Source organism: Bradyrhizobium zhengyangense, from assembly GCF_022012435.1.
GTDB lineage: Bacteria > Pseudomonadota > Alphaproteobacteria > Rhizobiales > Xanthobacteraceae > Bradyrhizobium > Bradyrhizobium zhengyangense.
Map to the genome: position 1 here is coordinate 1,415,989 of NZ_JAKLUA010000001.1, position 18,351 is coordinate 1,434,339.

General features: G+C 64.0%; 20 protein-coding genes. 7 read left to right on the forward strand and 13 right to left on the reverse strand.

Annotation, left to right across the window (positions count from 1 at the left end; all coding sequences use genetic code 11):
* Positions 1-66: 66 nt before the first annotated feature.
* Both L6637_RS06875 and L6637_RS06880 read right to left on the reverse strand, forming a co-directional pair.
* Positions 67-735: an NAD(P)-dependent oxidoreductase gene (locus L6637_RS06875; protein WP_237869683.1), complete on the reverse strand. Its 669-nt coding sequence runs from the start codon at positions 733-735 to the stop codon at positions 67-69.
* A gap of 58 nt (positions 736-793) precedes the next feature.
* Positions 794-1,267 (reverse strand): SRPBCC family protein, encoded by a 474-nt coding sequence (locus L6637_RS06880; RefSeq protein ID WP_237869684.1) that lies wholly within the window; start codon positions 1,265-1,267, stop codon positions 794-796.
* Between the two features lie 344 nt (positions 1,268-1,611).
* Here L6637_RS06880 and L6637_RS06885 point away from each other — a divergent pair, with 344 nt between their 5' ends.
* A complete protein-coding gene (locus tag L6637_RS06885) occupies positions 1,612-1,965 on the forward strand; it encodes a cupin domain-containing protein (protein WP_036024830.1) in 354 nt (117 codons plus the stop codon).
* Here L6637_RS06885 and L6637_RS06890 read toward each other — a convergent pair whose 3' ends face one another.
* Complete coding sequence (locus tag L6637_RS06890) at positions 1,966-2,346, reverse strand: DUF4267 domain-containing protein (protein ID WP_237869686.1); 381 nt, start codon at positions 2,344-2,346, stop codon at positions 1,966-1,968. It abuts the gene before it with no gap.
* 94 nt (positions 2,347-2,440) lie between these two features.
* On the opposite strand from L6637_RS06890, the gene L6637_RS06895 reads away from it, so the two are divergent.
* Together L6637_RS06895 and L6637_RS06900 are read left to right on the forward strand one after the other, a co-directional pair.
* Positions 2,441-3,010 carry a TetR/AcrR family transcriptional regulator gene (locus tag L6637_RS06895; protein WP_237869688.1) on the forward strand — a complete coding sequence of 190 codons (570 nt, stop codon included), beginning with the start codon at positions 2,441-2,443 and terminating at the stop codon, positions 3,008-3,010.
* Positions 3,011-3,086: 76 nt separating this feature from the next.
* Positions 3,087-3,977, forward strand: coding sequence for a LysR family transcriptional regulator (locus tag L6637_RS06900; RefSeq protein WP_237869689.1), 891 nt, complete (start codon positions 3,087-3,089; stop codon positions 3,975-3,977).
* A gap of 9 nt (positions 3,978-3,986) precedes the next feature.
* On the opposite strand, the gene L6637_RS06905 is transcribed toward L6637_RS06900, so the two are convergent.
* From L6637_RS06905 to L6637_RS06925, 5 genes are read right to left on the reverse strand one after another with little or no spacing between them, the layout of a single operon-like run.
* Positions 3,987-4,697 (reverse strand): hypothetical protein, encoded by a 711-nt coding sequence (locus L6637_RS06905; RefSeq protein ID WP_237869690.1) that lies wholly within the window; start codon positions 4,695-4,697, stop codon positions 3,987-3,989.
* On the reverse strand, positions 4,694-5,131 hold the full coding sequence (locus L6637_RS06910) for an acyl-CoA thioesterase (RefSeq protein WP_237869691.1): 438 nt from the start codon (positions 5,129-5,131) through the stop codon (positions 4,694-4,696). Before L6637_RS06910 ends, L6637_RS06905 begins: the two co-directional genes overlap by 4 nt.
* Positions 5,131-6,039, reverse strand: a complete 909-nt coding sequence (locus L6637_RS06915; protein WP_237869692.1) for a fumarylacetoacetate hydrolase family protein — start codon at positions 6,037-6,039, stop codon at positions 5,131-5,133. The genes L6637_RS06910 and L6637_RS06915 overlap by 1 nt, the downstream gene beginning before the upstream one ends.
* A gap of 45 nt (positions 6,040-6,084) precedes the next feature.
* On the reverse strand, positions 6,085-7,191 hold the full coding sequence (locus tag L6637_RS06920; RefSeq protein WP_237869693.1) for a cupin domain-containing protein: 1,107 nt from the start codon (positions 7,189-7,191) through the stop codon (positions 6,085-6,087).
* 15 nt (positions 7,192-7,206) lie between these two features.
* On the reverse strand, positions 7,207-8,220 hold the full coding sequence (locus tag L6637_RS06925; protein ID WP_237869694.1) for a carbon-nitrogen hydrolase family protein: 1,014 nt from the start codon (positions 8,218-8,220) through the stop codon (positions 7,207-7,209).
* 129 nt (positions 8,221-8,349) lie between these two features.
* Here L6637_RS06925 and L6637_RS06930 point away from each other — a divergent pair, with 129 nt between their 5' ends.
* Genes L6637_RS06930 through L6637_RS06945 form a run of 4 tightly spaced genes read left to right on the forward strand, consistent with a single transcriptional unit; the run spans position 8,350 to position 13,065 of the window.
* A complete protein-coding gene (locus L6637_RS06930; RefSeq protein WP_237869695.1) occupies positions 8,350-10,509 on the forward strand; it encodes a thiamine pyrophosphate-dependent enzyme in 2,160 nt (719 codons plus the stop codon).
* Positions 10,506-12,071: an indolepyruvate oxidoreductase subunit beta family protein gene (locus tag L6637_RS06935; RefSeq protein ID WP_237869697.1), complete on the forward strand. Its 1,566-nt coding sequence runs from the start codon at positions 10,506-10,508 to the stop codon at positions 12,069-12,071. Before L6637_RS06930 ends, L6637_RS06935 begins: the two co-directional genes overlap by 4 nt.
* Before the next feature lie 17 nt (positions 12,072-12,088).
* Entirely contained in the window at positions 12,089-12,583 is a 495-nt protein-coding gene (locus L6637_RS06940) for a MarR family winged helix-turn-helix transcriptional regulator (protein WP_237858987.1), read from the forward strand.
* Between the two features lie 56 nt (positions 12,584-12,639).
* Positions 12,640-13,065, forward strand: a complete 426-nt coding sequence (locus tag L6637_RS06945; RefSeq protein ID WP_237858988.1) for a MarR family winged helix-turn-helix transcriptional regulator — start codon at positions 12,640-12,642, stop codon at positions 13,063-13,065.
* On the opposite strand, the gene L6637_RS06950 is transcribed toward L6637_RS06945, so the two are convergent.
* The 5 genes from L6637_RS06950 to L6637_RS06970 are packed head-to-tail and all read right to left on the reverse strand — an operon-like array spanning position 13,062 to position 18,212.
* Positions 13,062-13,790 (reverse strand): SDR family NAD(P)-dependent oxidoreductase, encoded by a 729-nt coding sequence (locus L6637_RS06950; protein ID WP_237858991.1) that lies wholly within the window; start codon positions 13,788-13,790, stop codon positions 13,062-13,064. The genes L6637_RS06945 and L6637_RS06950 overlap by 4 nt on opposite strands.
* 15 nt (positions 13,791-13,805) lie before the next feature.
* Positions 13,806-15,422 (reverse strand): ATP-dependent acyl-CoA ligase, encoded by a 1,617-nt coding sequence (locus tag L6637_RS06955; protein WP_237869698.1) that lies wholly within the window; start codon positions 15,420-15,422, stop codon positions 13,806-13,808.
* Positions 15,423-15,429: 7 nt separating this feature from the next.
* The gene (locus L6637_RS06960; protein WP_237858995.1) at positions 15,430-15,906 is read right to left on the reverse strand and encodes an aromatic-ring-hydroxylating dioxygenase subunit beta; all 477 of its coding nucleotides are present in this window, start codon (positions 15,904-15,906) and stop codon (positions 15,430-15,432) included.
* Positions 15,903-17,243 carry an aromatic ring-hydroxylating dioxygenase subunit alpha gene (locus L6637_RS06965; RefSeq protein WP_237858997.1) on the reverse strand — a complete coding sequence of 447 codons (1,341 nt, stop codon included), beginning with the start codon at positions 17,241-17,243 and terminating at the stop codon, positions 15,903-15,905. Before L6637_RS06965 ends, L6637_RS06960 begins: the two co-directional genes overlap by 4 nt.
* A gap of 18 nt (positions 17,244-17,261) precedes the next feature.
* Positions 17,262-18,212 carry a PDR/VanB family oxidoreductase gene (locus L6637_RS06970; RefSeq protein ID WP_237869699.1) on the reverse strand — a complete coding sequence of 317 codons (951 nt, stop codon included), beginning with the start codon at positions 18,210-18,212 and terminating at the stop codon, positions 17,262-17,264.
* Positions 18,213-18,351 lie beyond the last annotated feature (139 nt).

Sequence of the window (18,351 nt, forward strand, 5' to 3'; positions counted from 1 at the left end):
CGGCGAGATTCTCGCGCCGTTTCCATCCACCATCGCCCTCACGGGAGGAAGCAGAGGCCTCGCCCCTCACCCCGTGATCAACGGAGCACGATGCAGCCAATCAACGCTGCGCAGTTGATCCAGGACGAATGTCGCGACGTCCTGTCGGGAGATGCTGCCGCCGTGGAAATCCGAGAGATCCGTCAGGGCCCGTACCGAGCTACGACCCGGCTTGTCATTCAGAACAGTGGGACGAATGAGGACCCAGTCGAGCCCGCTCTCCCTCACAATGGCTTCCTGCCTGTCCTTGTCGGCATACACCTTCTTCAAAAGCAGCGGAAAGATCACGCGATCGAACAGGAAGCCGCCGTGCCCGCGGCTGTCGCCGGCGCCCATCCCCGTGATGGCCACCAGGCGAGAGACGCGCTCGGCCGTCATCGCCTGGACGAGCGCGCGCGTCGCGGTCGAGAGCAGCGTCACCTCGCGGAAGGGGCTTGCCGGGGTGCCAAGCGCGCTGACGACGGCGTCCTGTCCCCTGAGCACTTCGCGAAGCACCTTCTCGTCGCGCACGTCGCCGACAACGAGCCGGGCGCCGTTCAGATCGCCCGCCTTTTCCGGTGACCGCACCAGCGCGGTGACCTGATGGCCGCGGGCAAGCGCCTGCTTGACGATCTGGCGTCCGGTGCCGCCGGTTGCGCCAAGAACCAGGATCTTCGTTGCGGATGTCTTCGCGTTGTTGTCCGTGAGCGTATTCATTGTTGCCTCCATGAATGAGAGTGATCGGGGACCAGATTGCTCGGCGTAATGGGATTGGTCAGAGCGTGCCGTCGGCCAGCAGCTCGCGGGTGCGCTTGAGCGTCGACAGCAGCGCGGCCCTGTAGCCCTTGTCGCTGTCGGACTGCGCCTGCTCGGCCTGCTCCTCGGGACCATCAGGCTGCTTTCCGCGCAGGCCGAGATAGCAGTAGAATGTAAGCTGCAGCTCGCCGGCGTCGTTCTCGACGATCTCGTTGATGATGGCGCCTTCGCGCGGGCCGGTGGCCTGGAAGAACGTGACCTTGCTCCGCGGCTCGAGCGTGATGATCTCGCGCAGATCCGCGCCGGCGATGGTGGCTTCGCGCACCAGGTGCGTTGCGCTCTCCTCGACGACGTCGCAGCGCGTGCAGAGGCCGGGCGGCAGAAAAAGACGGGCGTCGCGCGCCTTGAGCTCTAGCCCTTTCCAGACCTGCTCGCGGGTCAGCGTGGCTTCGCCCTCAAGGTTCACCGGGACGGTGGCGGTCGAATAGATCATGACGATGGTCCTTGTCGCTGTGGTTGACGTTCGGCCGCGTCAGTGGTGTCGACCGAGTTCGTAGCCACGAAACTAGCGATCCAAATCAATCACGATAGCCGACGATTTTGGACAGTCCGTCTCACTGGTGGAACGATCGCTTCCGAGAGCGGCCGTTAGGCCGGGCGCCCGCAATCGCCTGAGCACCGGCAGGCTCGTCATGGTTGCGGCTATGGCGATGCGGAACTCGTGCGCCTCTCGGCCATGCCTAAGTCGCAGCAGTCTCGTTCCGTGATTGAGCTCGTGCTAACCAGCACGCCCCCGTCTTGCAAACGTGGACCAGACCGCTCGCTCGAGGAAACGCCATGAAAGCACCCGCAAATCTCGCCGAGAAGCTCGCAACATTCACCGACCGTTTCTCTCCGCGCACGGTCGCGACTTACAACGACAATGACATTATGGTGGCCAAGCTCGAGGGGCCCTTTCATTGGCACAAGCACGAGGATACGGACGACTTTTTTCTCGTGCTCAGCGGGACGCTCGACATCGAACTGCGGGATCGCACGGTCACACTCAACCCGGGCGAGGTTTTTGTCGTCCCCAAGGGCGTTGAGCACAGGCCCGTGGCGCGGGGCGAAGTGCACATCCTCTTGATCGAACCGACGGGGACGCCGAATTCGGGTGACAAGGCCACCGCGGCGCCTCGTATCCTCGTCTGATCAACCCGCGTTCGCGATCAGAGGGATCGCCGCCAGGATCATCAGCGCCGCGGTGAGGCCATGGACACCCAACGCCCTCGCCGTCGAGCCCTTCGCGGCGAGGATGAGCGACATGTCACCCACGGGGATGATCGCTTCGATCAGCAGCACCACGCCGAGCATCCGCGGGCCGCCCCACGCCATCAAGGCGAGCACGACCAGTCCCGAGACGACGTCGCGCACGCCCTTGAGCCGCAGCCACCAGGCGACGTTCGGCCCCTGCTCGGGAAGCGGCAGGCCAAAGCTCTGCGTCACGGCCCGCGGGTTGGTCAGGTACATGACTCCGATGGCGATGATGCCGAGGGCCGCTAGCCACGCCACAGCGATTGAAAACCAGGACATAGACGCCTCCTTCTTTCGTTACTAACTATTCTAGCATTGCTAGATTATCAAGTACCGCTATTATGTCGCGCCATCACGGTTTGGAGATCAGGTCTTGGGTGTCGCCGAGAGGAAAACCAGGGAGCGGGCCGACCGGGAGCACCGCATCACGGCGGCGGCTCGGCTGATTGCCGAGCGGGAGGGATGGCCTGCCGTCACGATCCGGCGGCTTGCCGACGAGATCGAATACAGCCAGCCTGTGGTCTATTCTCACTTCGAGAACAGGGACGCGATCGTGACAGCGGTCGCGCTCGAAGGGTTCGGCGAACTCGCCAAAGCGCTTCGAAAGGCCGCGCACCGATCGGGAGATCGAGGAAAAGCGATCGAGAACGTCGCAATGGCGTATCTCACCTTTGCGCGCCAGCACCCGGCGCTCTATGAGGCGATGTTCACTCTGCCGACCAGCCTCCGCTTCGCGGAAGCCGACACCAAGCCGGAGTTGAAGGACGGTTTTGCGGCGCTGGCTTCCGTAGTCGCGCCATCGAGAAGCGACGTCGAGGTCGCGACCGAGACATTCTGGGCGGCTCTTCACGGATTGGCCGAGCTCGAGCGCTCCGGTCGGATCAGGAAGAGTGCGCGTGATCAGCGAATAGCGTTAGTGGTGCGCGGACTTCTTGACTCCTGAGCAAGACAAGACGAACGCGCAGTGCGATCAACCCGGCGGCGCGGCCGGGTCGCTCACCAAATCACAGGTGGCCCGTATGGATTTGCTTGCCCTCACCGATTTCAACCTGGTTGCACGACATGGAGGCTTCGGGAAAGCCGCCCGCGCCTCTGGACGGCCGAAGGCAACGCTCTCTCGCCGGGTCTCCGAGCTGGAGAGCAGCCTTGATCTGCGCCTGTTCGAGCGCGGATCGCGGACCGTCAAGCTCACCCAGGAAGGACGAGCGCTTCATGAGCGGACGGCGGCACTCCTCATTGATCTCGAACAGACAGCAGTGGCGATTGCGTCCGGCGGCGACAAGCCGCGCGGCAGGTTGCGGGTCAGCGCCCCCCTCTTGTTCTCGCAGACCGCGATGGGAAAGCTGGCCGCCGGCTTCGCGCTGAAATATCCTGAGGTCCGCCTCGAGATCACGACGGAAGACCGTTCCGTCGACATGATCGAGGAAGGCTATGATCTCGTGATCCGGGTCAATCCGGATCCCGATGAAACGCTGGTCGGACGAATTCTGATGCGCGATCGGCTGGTGGTGGTGGCGAGCCCCGACCTGAAGCGTCCGAAAAGCGATCGCGCCGTTCCGACCGTGGTACGGGGCGCGAGCGATCTGGGCCCCGACTGGGACGTGACTGCGCGCGGCCGGAAAATCCGGATCACGACCGATCCGGTGCTTCGCCTGTCGTCACTCATCATGGTTCGCGACGCCGTCCGCGCCGGCGTGGGTGCGGCGCGCCTTCCCCTGTCTCTTGTCAGTCACGACCTTGGTAGCCGCAAGCTCGTCCATTGGGGCGACGTCGATGGCCCGCCAATCGCGCTCTGGGCGCTTTATCCGTCGCGCAGATTGTTGAGCGCCCGGGTCTCGGCCTTCCTGGATTTCCTCAAAGGCGCCTTCCCTTCCGGCACGCCCGAGGAGCTCGCCGCCTTCATCGATTAGGCGACCCGCTCACATCCTGTCTTTCAGGATCACTCGCGTCAGCATCGGAAAATGCTTGTTGCCGCCAGCAAATGGCGGGAATTTCACGAAGTCGGCGCGCATGTGCTTGATCACGTCGGAGCCGAGCGCGTGCGCGAGGGCCTGCGGGCTGTCGAACACCAGCTTGTTGCGCTGCATGTGCTCGACGCGCTGCGACGGCAGGCGGTCGATCCAATCAATGCGGGTGTAGATCTCGATCTGGCGGACATCAGGGAAGGTCCGCATGATCGATGGGTGATGCTCGAGATAATGCAGGTTCCAGGCGTTCATGTCCTCGGCCGGGCCGGGATAGTGGACGAGGTAGCTGCACGGCGTTGTCGTCCCTGCCGGATGGTCCGCGACATCGACGGGGAATGCGCGTGTCAGCATCACCTGGTGCGTAACGTCGAGCCCGGTGAGGCCGGCGTGTCCGGCCCCTATCGCGAGGCAGGCAAGGATGCTGCCGCCGTCCATCGCCGCCTCGCAGGCGAACAGGTCGGGAAAGCGCAGTTGAAGCGCAAACACGGGGCCTGAGCCGTCGGCCTTGTAGGGATGATCGACCGACTGTTCGAGCGGCGTGAACAGCAGGGCCTCGGTCATGTCAGGGATCGATCCGACCAAGTCCGCCGCGGCGTCCACCTCGTCAGGGCGTACTCGCCGTTGACCCGTGGAATCGGAGAATGTCATGAACAGCGAGATCATGCCGGTGTTGCCTCGGTCCCCTCACCCGCGGTCACATGGGCCATGAGCGCAGCTCTGATGTCGTCGGGCCATGGGATCGCATGATGATCGACCAGCGAGGTCGCGGCCAGGATCTGGCGCGCGCGCCAGCGCGGGCCGTTCGCGCCTGATATGACATGGTCTAGATGGAGGGATGATCCGCCGACCTTGATGATGCGCAGATTGAAGGTCAAGAGATCGCCGAACATCGATGGACGCGAAAAGTCGCAGGCGAGATGCACCGTCGGCGTCCCGATCTTCCTGATGGTGATCAGCTCCGGCCATGGAAAGCCGACTTTAACCCAGAAGTCCTCGACGACACCGTTGAGGATGTTCAGATAGGACGGGAAGTACGCGATGCCCGAGGGGTCGCAGTCTCCGAACCTGAGCTCGCGATCGAACGAGAAGACCGTCATCAGATCGCAACGACGGGATGCCTGAGGACGCCGACGCCGTCGACCCCGGCCTCGACCACGTCGCCCGGCCACAGCCATTCCTGCGGGCTCATGCCGGCGCCGACGCCTTCAGGCGTTCCTGTCGCGATGATGTCGCCCGGCTCGAGCGTCATGCCCGACGAAATGTCCGAGATCAGCACCGGGATGTCGAAGATCATGTATTTGGTGTTGGAGTCCTGCTTCATGACGCCGTTCTTGGTCAGCCACAGCCTGAGATCGTGCGGATCGGGAATCTCGTCCGCGGTGACGATGCAGGGGCCGAACGGCGCATAGGTGTCCATGCCCTTGGAGAATATCCACTGCCCGGCGCGGCGGTTGTCGCGCGCGGAAATGTCGATCATCACGGAATAGCCGAACACGTGGTCCATCGCCTTGTCGGTGGAGATGCGCGTTGCGGTCTTGCCGATGATGACGGCGAGCTCGACCTCCCAGTCGAGCTGCTGCGTCATCTTGGCATTGTGATGGATCGCACCGCCCGGTCCGACGACCGATGTCGGCGGCTTGGAGAAGACGACCGGCTGCTTCGGCAGGTCCTTGCTGGTGTCGAGGCTCTTGGCCGACTCCGCCACGTGCGCGCGGTAGTTCAGCCCGATGCCGAAGATGTTTTTGCGCGGACGCGGGATCGGAGCTTGCAGCCTGACGTCCTCGACTGCGACGGCAGAGCCAGCCGGAAAGCGGCCATTGGCGTCCTCCAGTGCCTCCTTAAGCGCAGGCAGCAGGGTCACGCTGTTGTCGATGAACGACAGCATATCATCGGGCCATGTCACGCCGCTGGACGCACCGAGGTGCTCGACATCGACGACCAGTCCGCCCGCAAGAGCTCCAAGACGGGCACCACTGTTGCCCAAGGTGTAGGTGACGAGACGCATGAAAGGCTTTACCCGGCTGTTCTGGTTGAATTTTGCAAAGAGATATCAGGCCGCGACCGATTGATAGCCGCCGTTGTCGCCATAGGCCTCTTCCCGGTAGAGCCCGAGGCCTTCGATAACAGGCAGATCGTTGAAGCAGAACAGGCAGGCGTCCTCGCTCGCGGAGGCATTGCCGTGCTCGTGCCAGGCCCAGGAGGGAACGCAGAAGATGTCGCGCTCCTCCCATTCGAGCCGCTTGCCGCCAATGATCGAATAGCCGCGCCCCTTGGCGACCTGGTAGAGAAAGCTGCCGGTATGCCGGTGCGATTTTGTTTTTTCGCCGGGCCGCAGCAATTGCATGCTGGCGCCGATCGTCTGCATGACGTGACCGCCGGTGATCGGATTGACGTAGTTCATGAGCGTGCCGTCGTAAGGCGAGCCGTCCGTCGCCGCGGCGTATTTCTGCAAGGACTCGTAGGTCGGCTCCCACTCATATTTGAACATGGGGGAATAGCCCTTCGCCCATTTCGAGCCGGCTGGACGAAGACCGGGATTGCCCCAGGTCTTGGTCATGTCGTCGACGGGATAGCCTGACGGCTCCTGCTGGAGCTTTGGATGCACGACGAAGAAATTGGCTTCCAGCGCATTGACCAGCGGGATGTCGAGGCCATCCTGCCAGATGCAGACCGAGCCGTTGCCCTCGACGCCATGCTCGTGCCAGGTGCCGTTCGGCGTCAGCACGAAATCTCGCGCGCCCAGCGTCATCTTGTGGCCGTCGACGACGGTGTAGGCGCCCGCGCCTTCCATGATGAAGCGCAGCGCCGAGGCCGAGTGGGCATGGGCGGTGGCGACTTCGCCGGGATGCATCACCTGCAATCCCGAATAGAGCCAGCCGACCGCGGCGGACACATCGCGCCTTCCAGGATTGTTGAGATAGATCACCCGCCGCCCGGCCTTCTCCGGCGAGACCAGATCGACCGAGCGCAGCACATGCTCACGCAGATCCCTGTAGCGCCAGAGCACGGGGACGGAGGCCGATTGCGGCGCCCACGGCTCGATCTTGTTGGCGACCGTCCAGAGCGCGCCGGCCTCGTACCTTTCGAGATCCTTGTAATAGGCCTTGAGCTCGGGCGTATCCTCGACATTGGCCCGACCGATCACGTTCTCGCGCATGCTGTCCTCCAAAGTCTATTCCGATCTCAGCGGGATCGGCGTAAAGCTCTGCTCCGCGGCGTCGCCCTCGCCTGCGATGCCCAGCGGCGCCAGGGGACGCCTGTTGACCCGCAAATCAAACACGTCGAACCGGTTGTAGTGACCGACGATGTCGTGCATCTGCTTCGGCTGAATGCAGCGCTCGAGATCGATGTCGGCATAGACGATTCCTTCGTCGTCGATCAGCGATGCGCCGACCACGCGCCCGTCGGGGCCGATGATGCCGGAGAATGCGCTCGATTTGCGCTGCAGCCGTGCACGCGCGTCGGGAACGATGGTCTCCATCGCGGTGATGATCTCCTCCGAAACGGTCGAGCAGGAGACGATGGTAAAGATCTTGCCTTCGAAGGAATGGGCGATGGCGCGCAGCTTGATCGCCTCCGCCATGTCGTAATCAGGCGGCGCGACGGGAAGCGAGATGTAGCTGGCGACGTGCACGAGCTCACCCTGGCCGAGCAGCGCAAAGCGCGCGAGCGTGTTGGTGTTCTCGCCGCAGGCAAGGCCGCCGAGACGCCCGATCTCGGTATCATAGACGCGCAGGCTCGATCCGTCACCGCCGGTCCAGGTCAGCTTCTCTGCCCAGGTCGGCACCAGCTTGCGGTGCTTGCCGAGCAGTGCGCCATCCGGCCCGATGAAAACAAGCGTATTGTAGATCGCGCCGAGCGAGACCGGGCTGCGCTCGTTCACGCCGAGGACAACATAGCAGCTGCAATCGCGCGCGGCCTTCCTGACGACGTCGACCTCCGGGCCCGGCACCAGCACCGAGACCTTTGCGAGCTTCTCGAACCACGCGCTGCCGGTGACGGGATCGGTGATCCAGTTCCAATAGGGGTAACCGGGCACGAATACTTCGGGGAACGCGACGAGTTTCGCGCCGTTGGCCGCGGCCTCACGCACCAGTGAGGCGGCTTTGTCGGCGGTCGCGCTCGCGTTGAGATAGACTGGTGAAGCCTGGACGGCGGCGGCTCTAAAGCGAGGCAGCTTCAGCATCGGCCCTACCCTGTCGGCTCGCTCATGACCGCCTTGCCGAAAGAGACCATCCGCAGGCGTGATAGCATGGCGCGGCGTTGACTTACTTCACATGTAAACGTATGCTATCGCATATTTCTGGAGGGTGCAATGGCTGAACGTTCCTTTGCTCGTGAGGTCGAGGATCTCCGGCTCGGCGACGGCGACACCTTCCGCGGCGAAGGCATCCTCGCCATCACCAAGGCGCTGCTGCAATCCGGCGTCGCCTATGTCGGCGGCTACCAGGGCTCGCCGATCTCGCATCTGATGGACGTACTCGCCGACGCCAAGGACGTGCTCGACGATCTCGGCGTCGTGTTCCAGAGCTCCGCCAACGAAGCGGCCGCCGCGGCGATGCTGTCGGCCTCGGTGATGTATCCCCTGCGCGGCGCGGTGGCGTGGAAATCCACCGTCGGCACCAACGTCGCCTCCGACGCGCTCGCCAATCTCGCCTCGGGCGGCGTCACCGGCGGCACCATGATCATCGTCGGCGAGGATTATGGCGAGGGCTCCTCCATCATGCAGGAGCGCACGCATGCGTTTGCGATGAAGTCGCAGATGTGGCTGCTCGATCCTCGTCCCGAGCATGAATGCATCGTCAATCTCATCGAGAAGGGCTTTGAGCTCTCCGAGTTCTCCAACACGCCCGTCATGCTCGAGGTGCGCGTGCGCGCCTGTCACATGCACGGCAGCTTTGCCTGCAAGGACAACCGCAAGCCGGCGCACACCATCAAGGACGCGCTGAACAATCCCAAGCGTGACGTCAACCGCATCGTGCTGCCACCGGCGGCCTATGAGCACGAGCAGGAGAAGATCAAGACGCGGATGCCCGCGGCCATCGGCTTCATCCGCGACAACAAGCTGAACGAATGGATGGGACCGACGCAGGGCAAGGTCGGCATCATCATGCAAGGCGGCATGTACAACAATGTCATCCGCGCGCTGCAATATCTTGGGCTGTCAGACGCCTACGGCAACACGCAAGTGGCGCTCTACGTCATGAACGTCACCTACCCCGTGATCGACACCGAGGTCGCGGAGTTCTGCGCCGGCAAGGACGCCGTGCTCATCGTCGAAGAGGGACAGCCGGAATATCTGGAGCAGGCCATCAACACGGTGCTGCGCCGCAAGGACATTCAGGCGCGCGTTCACGGCAAGGACGTGCTGCCGATGGGCGGCGACTACACCGCGCAGGTGCTGCTCGGCGGCGTCAGGGAATTTCTGGAGAAGACCGAGCCGCGGCTGCTCGGCAACCGGCCACCGGCGCCGGATGCCGCGCCCGTGCTCAATCACCCCGCGGTCGAGAAGCTCAAGCAGGTGGTGCCGGCGCGCCCGCCCGGGCTCTGCACCGGCTGCCCGGAACGGCCGATCTTCGCCGCCATGAAGCTGGTCGAGGAAGAGCTCGGCCAGCACCACGTCTCCGCCGACATCGGCTGCCATCTGTTCTCGATCCTGCCGCCGTTCAACATCGGAGCAACCACGATGGGCTTCGGCCTCGGCCCGGCCTCGACCTCGGCCTTCAACGTCAAGGCCGACAAGCGCTCGATCGCCGTGATGGGCGATGGCGGCTTCTGGCACAACGGATTGACCAGCGGCATCGGCAATGCCGTGTTCAACAAGCATGACGGCGTGTTCGTCATCGTCGATAATTTCTACACCTCGGCGACCGGCGGTCAGGACATCCTGTCCTCGCGCGCGATCAACAAGCGGCGCGACACCAACAATTCGATCGTCAAGGCGGTGAAGGGCATCGGCGGGCAATGGGTGCGTCAGCTCGACCGCACCTACGACGTCGCCAAGATGCGCGACATTCTGAAGGAGGCGCTGACGACCAAGGACGAAGGCCCCAAGGTCATTGTCGCCTCCTCCGAATGCATGCTGAACAAGCAGCGCCGCGTGAAGCCGCAGATCAACAAGGCGATCAAGGACGGCGTGCGCATCGTCAAGGAGCGCTTTGGCGTCGACGAGGATGTCTGCACCGGCGACCACGCCTGCATCCGCCTCTCCGGCTGCCCGTCGCTGTCGGTGAAGCAGCTCGACGATCCCCTGCGCGACGATCCCGTCGCGGCGATCGACAATTCCTGCGTCGGTTGCGGCAATTGCGGCGAGGTCTCGGAGGCCGCCGTGCTCTGCCCCTCGTTCTACCGCGCCGACGTGATTCACAATCCGACCGGCTGGGACAAGTTCAAATCGAAGATCGCGATGAACGTGATCGGCTGGCTGCAGCGGCGGCGCGACCGCCGCCGGCCGGCGCTCGAGGCACTGGCATGAGGGACGAGACGGTCCGGCTGGCCCTGCCCGCTTCAGGCGAAGCGACCGAGCGGCCGATCTCGATCGCGATCGTCGCGATGGGCGGCCAGGGCGGCGGCGTGCTGACAGACTGGATCGTGCAGCTCGCCGAGAACCACGGCTGGGTCGCGCAATCGACCTCCGTGCCCGGGGTTGCCCAGCGTACCGGCGCCACGATCTATTACATCGAGGCGATGCCGCCGCTTGACGGCCGCAAGCCGATCCTGTCGCTGATGCCGACGCCCGGCGATGTCGACGTGGTGATGGCGGCGGAGTTCATGGAGGCCGGCCGCTCGATCCTGCGCGGCCTGGTGACGCCTGACCGTACCACGCTGATCGCGTCCAATCACCGCTCGTTCGCGGTTGGCGAGAAGATCGCGCCGGGCAACGGTATCGCCGACAGCGGCGCCGTCACCGGCGCCATTGGCATTGCGGCGAAGACCGAGATTATCTTCGATCTGAATGCGCTCGCGATCGCGCATGGCAGCGTCATCTCGGCCGCGATGTTCGGCGCGCTCGCCGCGGCCGGTGTGCTGCCGTTCAGCCGCGACAGCTATCTCGACGTGATTCGCGCCGGCGGCAAAGGCGCCAAGGCCAGCGTCGAGACGTTCGAGGCTGCCTTCGCGCGGGTCAAGTCCGGTCCGGCCGAGGTTGCAGCGCCGGCGGAAGCGAAACCGGTCAGCAAGATCCCCTCGTCCGCAATCTCAGATCCGCAGCTCGGCGCACTGATCGCAAGATTGAACCAGGAACTGCCCGCGCCTGCGCTTGCCATGGCGCGCGCGGGCTTGCGCAAGGTCGTCGACTTCCAGGACGTCGCCTATGGCGGCGAATATCTCGATATCCTCAAGGTCCTGCACGCGGCCGACCGAAGCGCTGGCGGCGGCGCGCACGCCTATGCTTTTACGGAGGTCGCGGCAAAGTACCTCGCCAACGCCATGAGCTATGACGACGTGATCCGCGTCGCCGACCTCAAGACCCGCGCCGGTCGCCGCACGCGCATCGAGAACGAGCTCGAGATGTCGGACGGACAGGTGCTGCAGACCACGGAATTCATGCATCCGCGCATGGAGGAAGTGATGGGCATGCTGCCCGTGGGCGTCAGCCGCTGGCTTGGCGCGCGACCGCGCCTGCTCGGCTGGCTCGATCGGCGTGTCAACAAAGGGCGCCGAGTGAAGACCTATTCGCTGCCCTGGTTCCTGGCGCTCTATGTCGTCGGCGGGATGCGCGGCTTGCGCCGCCGCTCGCTCCGTCACGCCGTCGAGACGGCGCACCGGGATGCCTGGCTCAGGGCCGCGACCGACGCTGTCGCCAACAGTTACCAGCTCGGCGTCGAAATCCTGCAATGCCGCCGCCTCGTCAAAGGCTATTCCGATACCCACAGCCGCGGCTTGTCGAAATTCGACAGGACGCTCGCTGCGATCAAGCTGGTCGAACGCCGCGAGGATGCCGCCGACTGGGCGCGCCGATTGCGCGAGGCCGCGCTGAAGGACAGCGCTGGCACGGCACTCGACGGCGTAATCCAGACCATCAAGACTTTCGCATGATTCAAACGGACTGGGCGATGCCGGCAGCACTCAAAGAGAACGTTGTTCCCGTGCCCGGGCAGATCGAAACCCGGCTCTGGCTGCAATTGCTGTCGTTGCATGGCGAACTCTTCGCCTCGCTCAATTCGATGCTGAACTCCGAGTTCGGCCTGTCGCTGGCAAAATTCGACGTGCTGGCCCAGCTCGATCGTTACAGGGATGGTCTCGCGCTCGGCCAATTGTCGCAAAACCTGAAGGTCACCGGCGGCAATGTCTCCGGCCTAGTGCAGCGCCTGCTCGCCGACGATCTCATCAGCCGGGAGATGTCGAGCGAGGACCGGCGGTCCTTCATCGTCCGCCTGACGCCGAAGGGCGAAGCACTTTTCAGGAAGGCGGCCGAAATCCACAAGAAACATCTCGCCAAACGGTTCGAGAACGTCCCGGCCCGGGATCTGGACAGCGCGCTGTCCGTGCTGAAATCGCTGTCCTCAAATGATCATACCGAGAGCAAGAAGCAAAGTCGCAAGAGATAATGGCCAGAGAATCCAAGAGCAGATGGAAATCGGGTCCGCCGCGGACGCGGGACCAGTTGCAAACCTACATACCGTATCTGTTCAACCGGCTCGCCAATCGCTGGAACCTCGATCAGAACCGCGACCTCAGCGAGCACGGCATCAACAATGTCGTGTTCCGGACACTGTCGGTGCTGTTCATCTACAAGACCCTGACAGTCAACGAGGTCGCCGTGCTCGCGGTGACCGAGCAGTCGACGGCAAGCCGCATGGTCGAGTCCATGGTGTCATCGGGCCTCGTCAAGCGCGAGATCGCCGAGGAGGACCAGCGCCGCCGCGTCGTCGGGCTGACGCCTGACGGAGAGGCGCTGCTGCGCAAGATCTGGCCGATCATGGCGAACAATTACGACAGACTGATCGAAGGCATCGACCCTGACGACATCGAGGTCTGCGCGCGCGTGCTGGCCAAGATGGTCGAGAATATCAGGCAGAACCAGATTTAGGGGCCAAGGCCGACGAGGCTGGTGCCGCCGCAGACATAGAGCACCTGGCCGGTGACGAAGTCCGAGCGCTCGTCGAGGAAGAACGAGATCGCGTGCGCGACATCCTCGCGCGAGCCGAGCCGGCCGACCGGGACGTTGCGCGCCATCCGCTCCTGCTGCTCGGAGCCTTTCGGGATGATGCCCCAAAAATTGTCGGTCAGGATCGGCCCGGGCGCGACGACGTTCACGGTGATGCCGCTCGCGGCGAGCTCCAGCGCCCAGGTCCGCGCCATGCCGTGCACGCCGGCCTTGGTGGCCGAATAGGCCGATCGCGTCGCCGCCCCCATCGCGGCACGCGACGAGACGAACACGATACGCCCGAAGCGACGCGCGAGCATCCCCTCCAGCGCCGCCTGGGTCAGCAGCATCGGGGCGCCCAGATGCAGCTGCGCCAACATCAGGATGTCTTCCGGCCTGGCATCGGGCAGCAGGTTCGGCAGGATCACGCCGGCATTGTGCACGAGGCGATCGATGGCATGGTCGCGGCAAATCTCCTGCGAGATGGCGCGTGTCTCCTCAAGGTTGGAGAGATCGGCGCAATAGGCTGCGAGCAGTTCGTGCGTCCAGCTCGGCTTCTCCAGCCCGACCGAGACCACGCGCTCCCCGCGCGCGACGAGCTTCTTCGCCAGTGCCTCGCCGATCCCCGAATTGCCGCCGGTGATGAGTGTGGTGCGGATCTCGACCATGATCAGACTCCTCGATCAGACTTGCCGCTTCTTGAGGTCGCGCAGGTCGAAGAACGCGCCGTCATGCATCAGCTTGATGACGAAGTCTTTCAGGCCGCCGCGCTGGATCTTCTCGGTTGCCGTCAGCGGCAGGCTGTCGACGAAAGCGATCCAGCCCGGCGCCTTGTAATATGCCATCTGCTCCAGGCTCCAGCGCACGATGCCTTCGGCCAGCGCGCGGTCGGCGCCAGCTTGTTCGGCGATGATCACGGCCGCGACCTCGTCGCCGCGCACCTGATCGGGCGTCGCCGCAACCGCGGCCTGCCGGATCGCAGGATGGCGGTTGAGGACGGATTCGACCTCGACCGCGGCGATGTTCTCGCCGGAGCGACGGATCACGTTCTTCTTGCGGTCGACGAAATGCAGGTCGCCATCGGCATCGCGCGAGACGATATCGCCGGTGTGCAGCCAGCCACCGGCCCACGCCTCGGCGGTGGCGGCCTCGTTCTTGAGATACTCGCGGAAGAAGCCGTATCGCGGGTCCGCGCCGGCGCGCCGCACCAGCAGCTCGCCGGGCGTGTCGCTGGGGGCGTCATTGCCGGCATCATCAACAATACGCACCTCGACCTCGGTGGCCGGGCGGCCGAAACAAGACGTGCCGACCTTGCGCGGCTCGACATTGGCGGCGATGACGCCGCCGCTGCCCGTTTCTGTCATCGCCCAGGCCTCGAGCAGCGGAAAACCGAAGCGCGCCTCGAACGGTGCATGGAGCAGCTTGTCGACACCCGCGCCGAAGCCGAAGCGAACGCTGTGCGCGCGATCTTGCGCCGAAGGCGGTGCGCTCATCAGCATCGAGGGCATCACGCCGAGATAGTGCAGGCAGGTCGCGCGGCTGTCGCGCACCGACGCCCACCAGCTGCGCGGATGGAAGCGATCAAGCATGGTCAGGCAGCCGCCGACCGACAGCATCGCCATCAGCGATACCGCCATCGCATTCATGTGGAACAGCGGCAGCGGCGTGATCATGCGCTCGCCGTCGCCCTTGAGATCGATCAGCCCGCCGACATCGCGATACCAGTTGCCGGAATGCAGGAAATAGCTGTTGGTGAGCACGCAGCCCTTGGGCTGCCCCGTCGTCCCCGAGGTATAGAGCAGCGCGCATTCGCTCGCCTCGGTTCCGGCCGTCGCCGGCCGCACGCCGCCGAAGGGCGCGGGAACGTCGCTCTCGTCCGTCACGACCGGGATCGGCCGGTCGGCCCGACGCGCCGCCGTCTCGACTTCCTCGCGCCGATCGGCAAGGACAAAGGCCGCATTCATCTCAGAATGCGCGATGATGTATTCGAGCTCGCTGAGTCGCAAATCCGGATTGATCGGCACCACGGAGACGCCGAGCGCGTTGAGCGCGAACCACAGCTCGACGAAGACGGGCCTGTTCTGGAGCAGCAATCCGACCCGGTGGCCCTCGCCGTATCCGCGCTCTGCGAACGCCGCGCGCCAGCGTTCGACCCGATCCAGCATGGCGCGGTAGGTGATCTCTCCGGCGGCGATGCCGTAGATCCCGGCGGTTTCCGGCAGCACGTTGAGGAAACCCGCCTCGCCCCGGCGGAGAGCGGTCTCGCGAAAGCGGTCGTAGACTGTGGTCGCAGTAGTCAAAGCAGTCTCACATGAAAAGCTGGATATTGCCGAACGGCGCGTCGAAATTGACGAGATCGACGCGCTTGAGCTTGATCTTCAGGGCATCGCCGACCCGGACAAGATCATGCGAGGCCCAGCCCGAATACCGCTCCAGATTATCGCCGCGCGTCTCGGTGTAGATATAGGACGTCCGCGCCTTGAACACGCCGGCAGCCGGGTCGCACGCCACGATCCGGGGCGACTGGAGCAGATGATGGCAGCGGCTCTTCGGCTTCTGGCTGAAGGTGCGCTCGCCGGCGAGCCGCTCGACCCGGACCTTCAACAGCAGCAGGTCCTCATACATCAAGGACGGCTGCAGCACCGGGTCCTGCTGCTGCCATTCCAGCGGCATCCAGTAGCGCCCCTCCGGGTGAAACAGATCGAGCCAAGCCTGCCACTGCATCGTGTCAAGCAGCTCGGCCTCTTCGTAAATGAAGTCCGTGATGGTCTTCTCGCTGATCATTCCGCCGCCTCGATGCGCTTGTCCATGTCCATGGTCATGAATTTCGCCCAGGCGTGGAACTGGTTTCGCATCTGCCGTTCGGACGTGCCGTTGATCACGGCCGTCACGTCCTGCTCTTCATGGCCGTCGTAGAGCCGCCGCAGATTGACCCATTGATTGCCGTTTGACTTCAGCCCTTCCTGGGCCCGCTCGTACATTTCGAGATCGTCGTGCCCGACGATCGAGGTCGGCGCATTGATGAAGCGGTTGTACATCAAGGCGCGCTCGTAGAGCTTGTCGGGCGCGCCAACCAGGCGATAGACCCAGCTTTCGACCAGCGTCTTGTCGACCGCTACAGGGATGAAATTGCGCAGGATCTGCACCGCGCCCTTCACCATGATGTTCGGGAAGTACACCGTGTTGTGTCTGACCTCGCCGAGGATCTCGTGGGCCCGCTGCTCGCCATAGGCCGCGACCATCTGGTCGAGATATCCAGGGATATCCTGATAGTTCGAATGGATCGAGTTGGCGACGCCGGTGTGGCCGTGGCCGTTCGGCCAGATCCTGATGCCGCTCTGCTCGTAGAACTCGTACGGGCTCATGAAGGGACCGTAGAGCTGCACCGCCATCGGCGTCTCCGTGGCATCGCCCTGCTCGCGCTTCCAGACCTTGACGGCGGTGCCGGCCGAGCTCTCATGCGCGACCATGGGATGGCAGGTGTCGGTCTGGTTCTCGACCAGCATCTTCCAATTGCAGGTGTGCATGTAGCGGATCGGCGTCGCCTGGACTGCGAGTTTCCCCTCCGGCGAGCGGTCGACCATGTTGTCGATGGTCGAAAGGCTTTCGCCGAAATAATCCTCGAAGGACACGCCTGAATCGCTGAGGCGGGCGAAGATGAAATCGCGGTAGATGACGACGTTCCTGACCTTCGACAGCCCCTCATTCGCCTGGGTGTCGCCGAAGCCGGTGCCCTCATAGCCCTTCTTCAAGGGGATCGCGAGCAGCGAGCCGTCGGTCTTGAACGACCAGGCGTGATAGGGGCAGCGGAAGAACTTTCCGGTGTTGCCGCAGGGTTCCGAGGCAATCTTCACGCCCTTGTGCGGGCAGCGGTTGTAGAAGACGTGGATGGAGCCGTCGGTGTGGCGGCTGGCCATGACGGGCTGCCGGCCGATATTGGCGGTGATGAAGTCGCCTGGCTTTGCCAGCTGGCTCGCATGCCCGACATAGATCCAGCTGTTCGGGAACAGATGCTCCATCTCGAGCTCGAAAATCTCGGGATCGACATAGACGTCGCGGTGCACCTCGGCCTCGCGCACCAGCGCCGCAATCGCCCCGGCATTGCCTCCGTATTTGTTCATGGCGTCCTTCGCCTCCCCCTAGAGATCCAGCACCAGACGTTCCGACTTGGCGCGTGACACGCAGATCTGCATGACCTTGTTGGACGCCTTCTCGTCGTCACTGAGGATGACGTCGCGATGATCAGGCACCCCTTCGATCACCCCGCATTGGCAGATGCCGCAATCGCCACGCTGGCAGTCGTAGAGGACGTCGAGCCCGGCCGCTTCCAGCGCCTGGATGATGGTCTGGCCGGCGGCAACGCCGATGACCCGCCCGGTCGATTTCAGCTCGACCTCGAACGGCCGATCGGGCGATGACGGCTGCTCGGCTTTGAAGAGTTCATAATGAATGCGGCCAGCCGACACGCCGGCGGCAAGCGCGGCGACCTTCACGGCATCGATCATGCCTGAGGGCCCGCAGGCGTAGACGTGGGCGTCTGCGGCGGCATCGGCGAGCGCTGCTGCAATGTCGAGGCGAGACTCGTCGCTGTCGTAGTGGACGGACAGGCCCTTGGCGCAGATCTCCTGCAATTGCGGCAGGAACGCCAGCAGTCCTTGGGTGCGACCCGCATAGTGCAGGCGATACGGGCTCCCTCGCGCCGCGAGCTCCGCGGCCATCGACAGGACAGGCGTGATGCCGATGCCGCCGGCAAACAACAGCGCCGGCGCGCTGCCCTCGTGCAGGTGAAAATTGTTGACCGGCGCGCTCGCCTTCACGACATCGCCAACCTTCAGCGCGTGCATGAATTGCGAGCCGCCGGTCGAAGCCTCCTCGCGCAGCACACCGAGCGCCAGCGCATCCTCGGCCAGACCCGGCAACGCCATCAGCGAGTACGGCCGGTCCCCTCCATCAGGAAGCGCCACGCGCAGATGTGCGCCGGCCTGCCAACGCGGCACCACGCCGTCCTCCACGCCAAACACAAGGCTCCGTACGAACGGCGTCTCCGCGACATACGACCTGACCTTGAGCTTGAGCGGATGAGCGTCCATTCAGGCGTCTCGTGAATTATATGAATTTGCATATTTTTAGACATGTAATAATTGGCTGTCAATCGTCGGCGCGGGACAGGCCCGGCAGGGCGCACATTGCGCCTCTAACTATCTGGGAAGATGGAGCTCTTGGTGCGTT

Coding starts and splice junctions, on each gene's coding strand:
- L6637_RS06940 (WP_237858987.1), top strand. CDS start 12,089: ATGCCGGCAGCACTCAAAGAGAACGTTGTTCCCGTGCCCGGGCAGATC.
- L6637_RS06960 (WP_237858995.1), bottom strand. CDS start 15,906: ATGATCAGCGAGAAGACCATCACGGACTTCATTTACGAAGAGGCCGAG.
- L6637_RS06885 (WP_036024830.1), top strand. CDS start 1,612: ATGAAAGCACCCGCAAATCTCGCCGAGAAGCTCGCAACATTCACCGAC.
- L6637_RS06910 (WP_237869691.1), bottom strand. CDS start 5,131: ATGACGGTCTTCTCGTTCGATCGCGAGCTCAGGTTCGGAGACTGCGAC.
- L6637_RS06950 (WP_237858991.1), bottom strand. CDS start 13,790: ATGGTCGAGATCCGCACCACACTCATCACCGGCGGCAATTCGGGGATC.
- L6637_RS06925 (WP_237869694.1), bottom strand. CDS start 8,220: ATGCTGAAGCTGCCTCGCTTTAGAGCCGCCGCCGTCCAGGCTTCACCA.
- L6637_RS06890 (WP_237869686.1), bottom strand. CDS start 2,346: ATGTCCTGGTTTTCAATCGCTGTGGCGTGGCTAGCGGCCCTCGGCATC.
- L6637_RS06920 (WP_237869693.1), bottom strand. CDS start 7,191: ATGCGCGAGAACGTGATCGGTCGGGCCAATGTCGAGGATACGCCCGAG.
- L6637_RS06905 (WP_237869690.1), bottom strand. CDS start 4,697: ATGATCTCGCTGTTCATGACATTCTCCGATTCCACGGGTCAACGGCGA.
- L6637_RS06930 (WP_237869695.1), top strand. CDS start 8,350: ATGGCTGAACGTTCCTTTGCTCGTGAGGTCGAGGATCTCCGGCTCGGC.
- L6637_RS06935 (WP_237869697.1), top strand. CDS start 10,506: ATGAGGGACGAGACGGTCCGGCTGGCCCTGCCCGCTTCAGGCGAAGCG.
- L6637_RS06900 (WP_237869689.1), top strand. CDS start 3,087: ATGGATTTGCTTGCCCTCACCGATTTCAACCTGGTTGCACGACATGGA.
- L6637_RS06880 (WP_237869684.1), bottom strand. CDS start 1,267: ATGATCTATTCGACCGCCACCGTCCCGGTGAACCTTGAGGGCGAAGCC.
- L6637_RS06970 (WP_237869699.1), bottom strand. CDS start 18,212: ATGGACGCTCATCCGCTCAAGCTCAAGGTCAGGTCGTATGTCGCGGAG.
- L6637_RS06875 (WP_237869683.1), bottom strand. CDS start 735: ATGAATACGCTCACGGACAACAACGCGAAGACATCCGCAACGAAGATC.
- L6637_RS06915 (WP_237869692.1), bottom strand. CDS start 6,039: ATGCGTCTCGTCACCTACACCTTGGGCAACAGTGGTGCCCGTCTTGGA.
- L6637_RS06965 (WP_237858997.1), bottom strand. CDS start 17,243: ATGAACAAATACGGAGGCAATGCCGGGGCGATTGCGGCGCTGGTGCGC.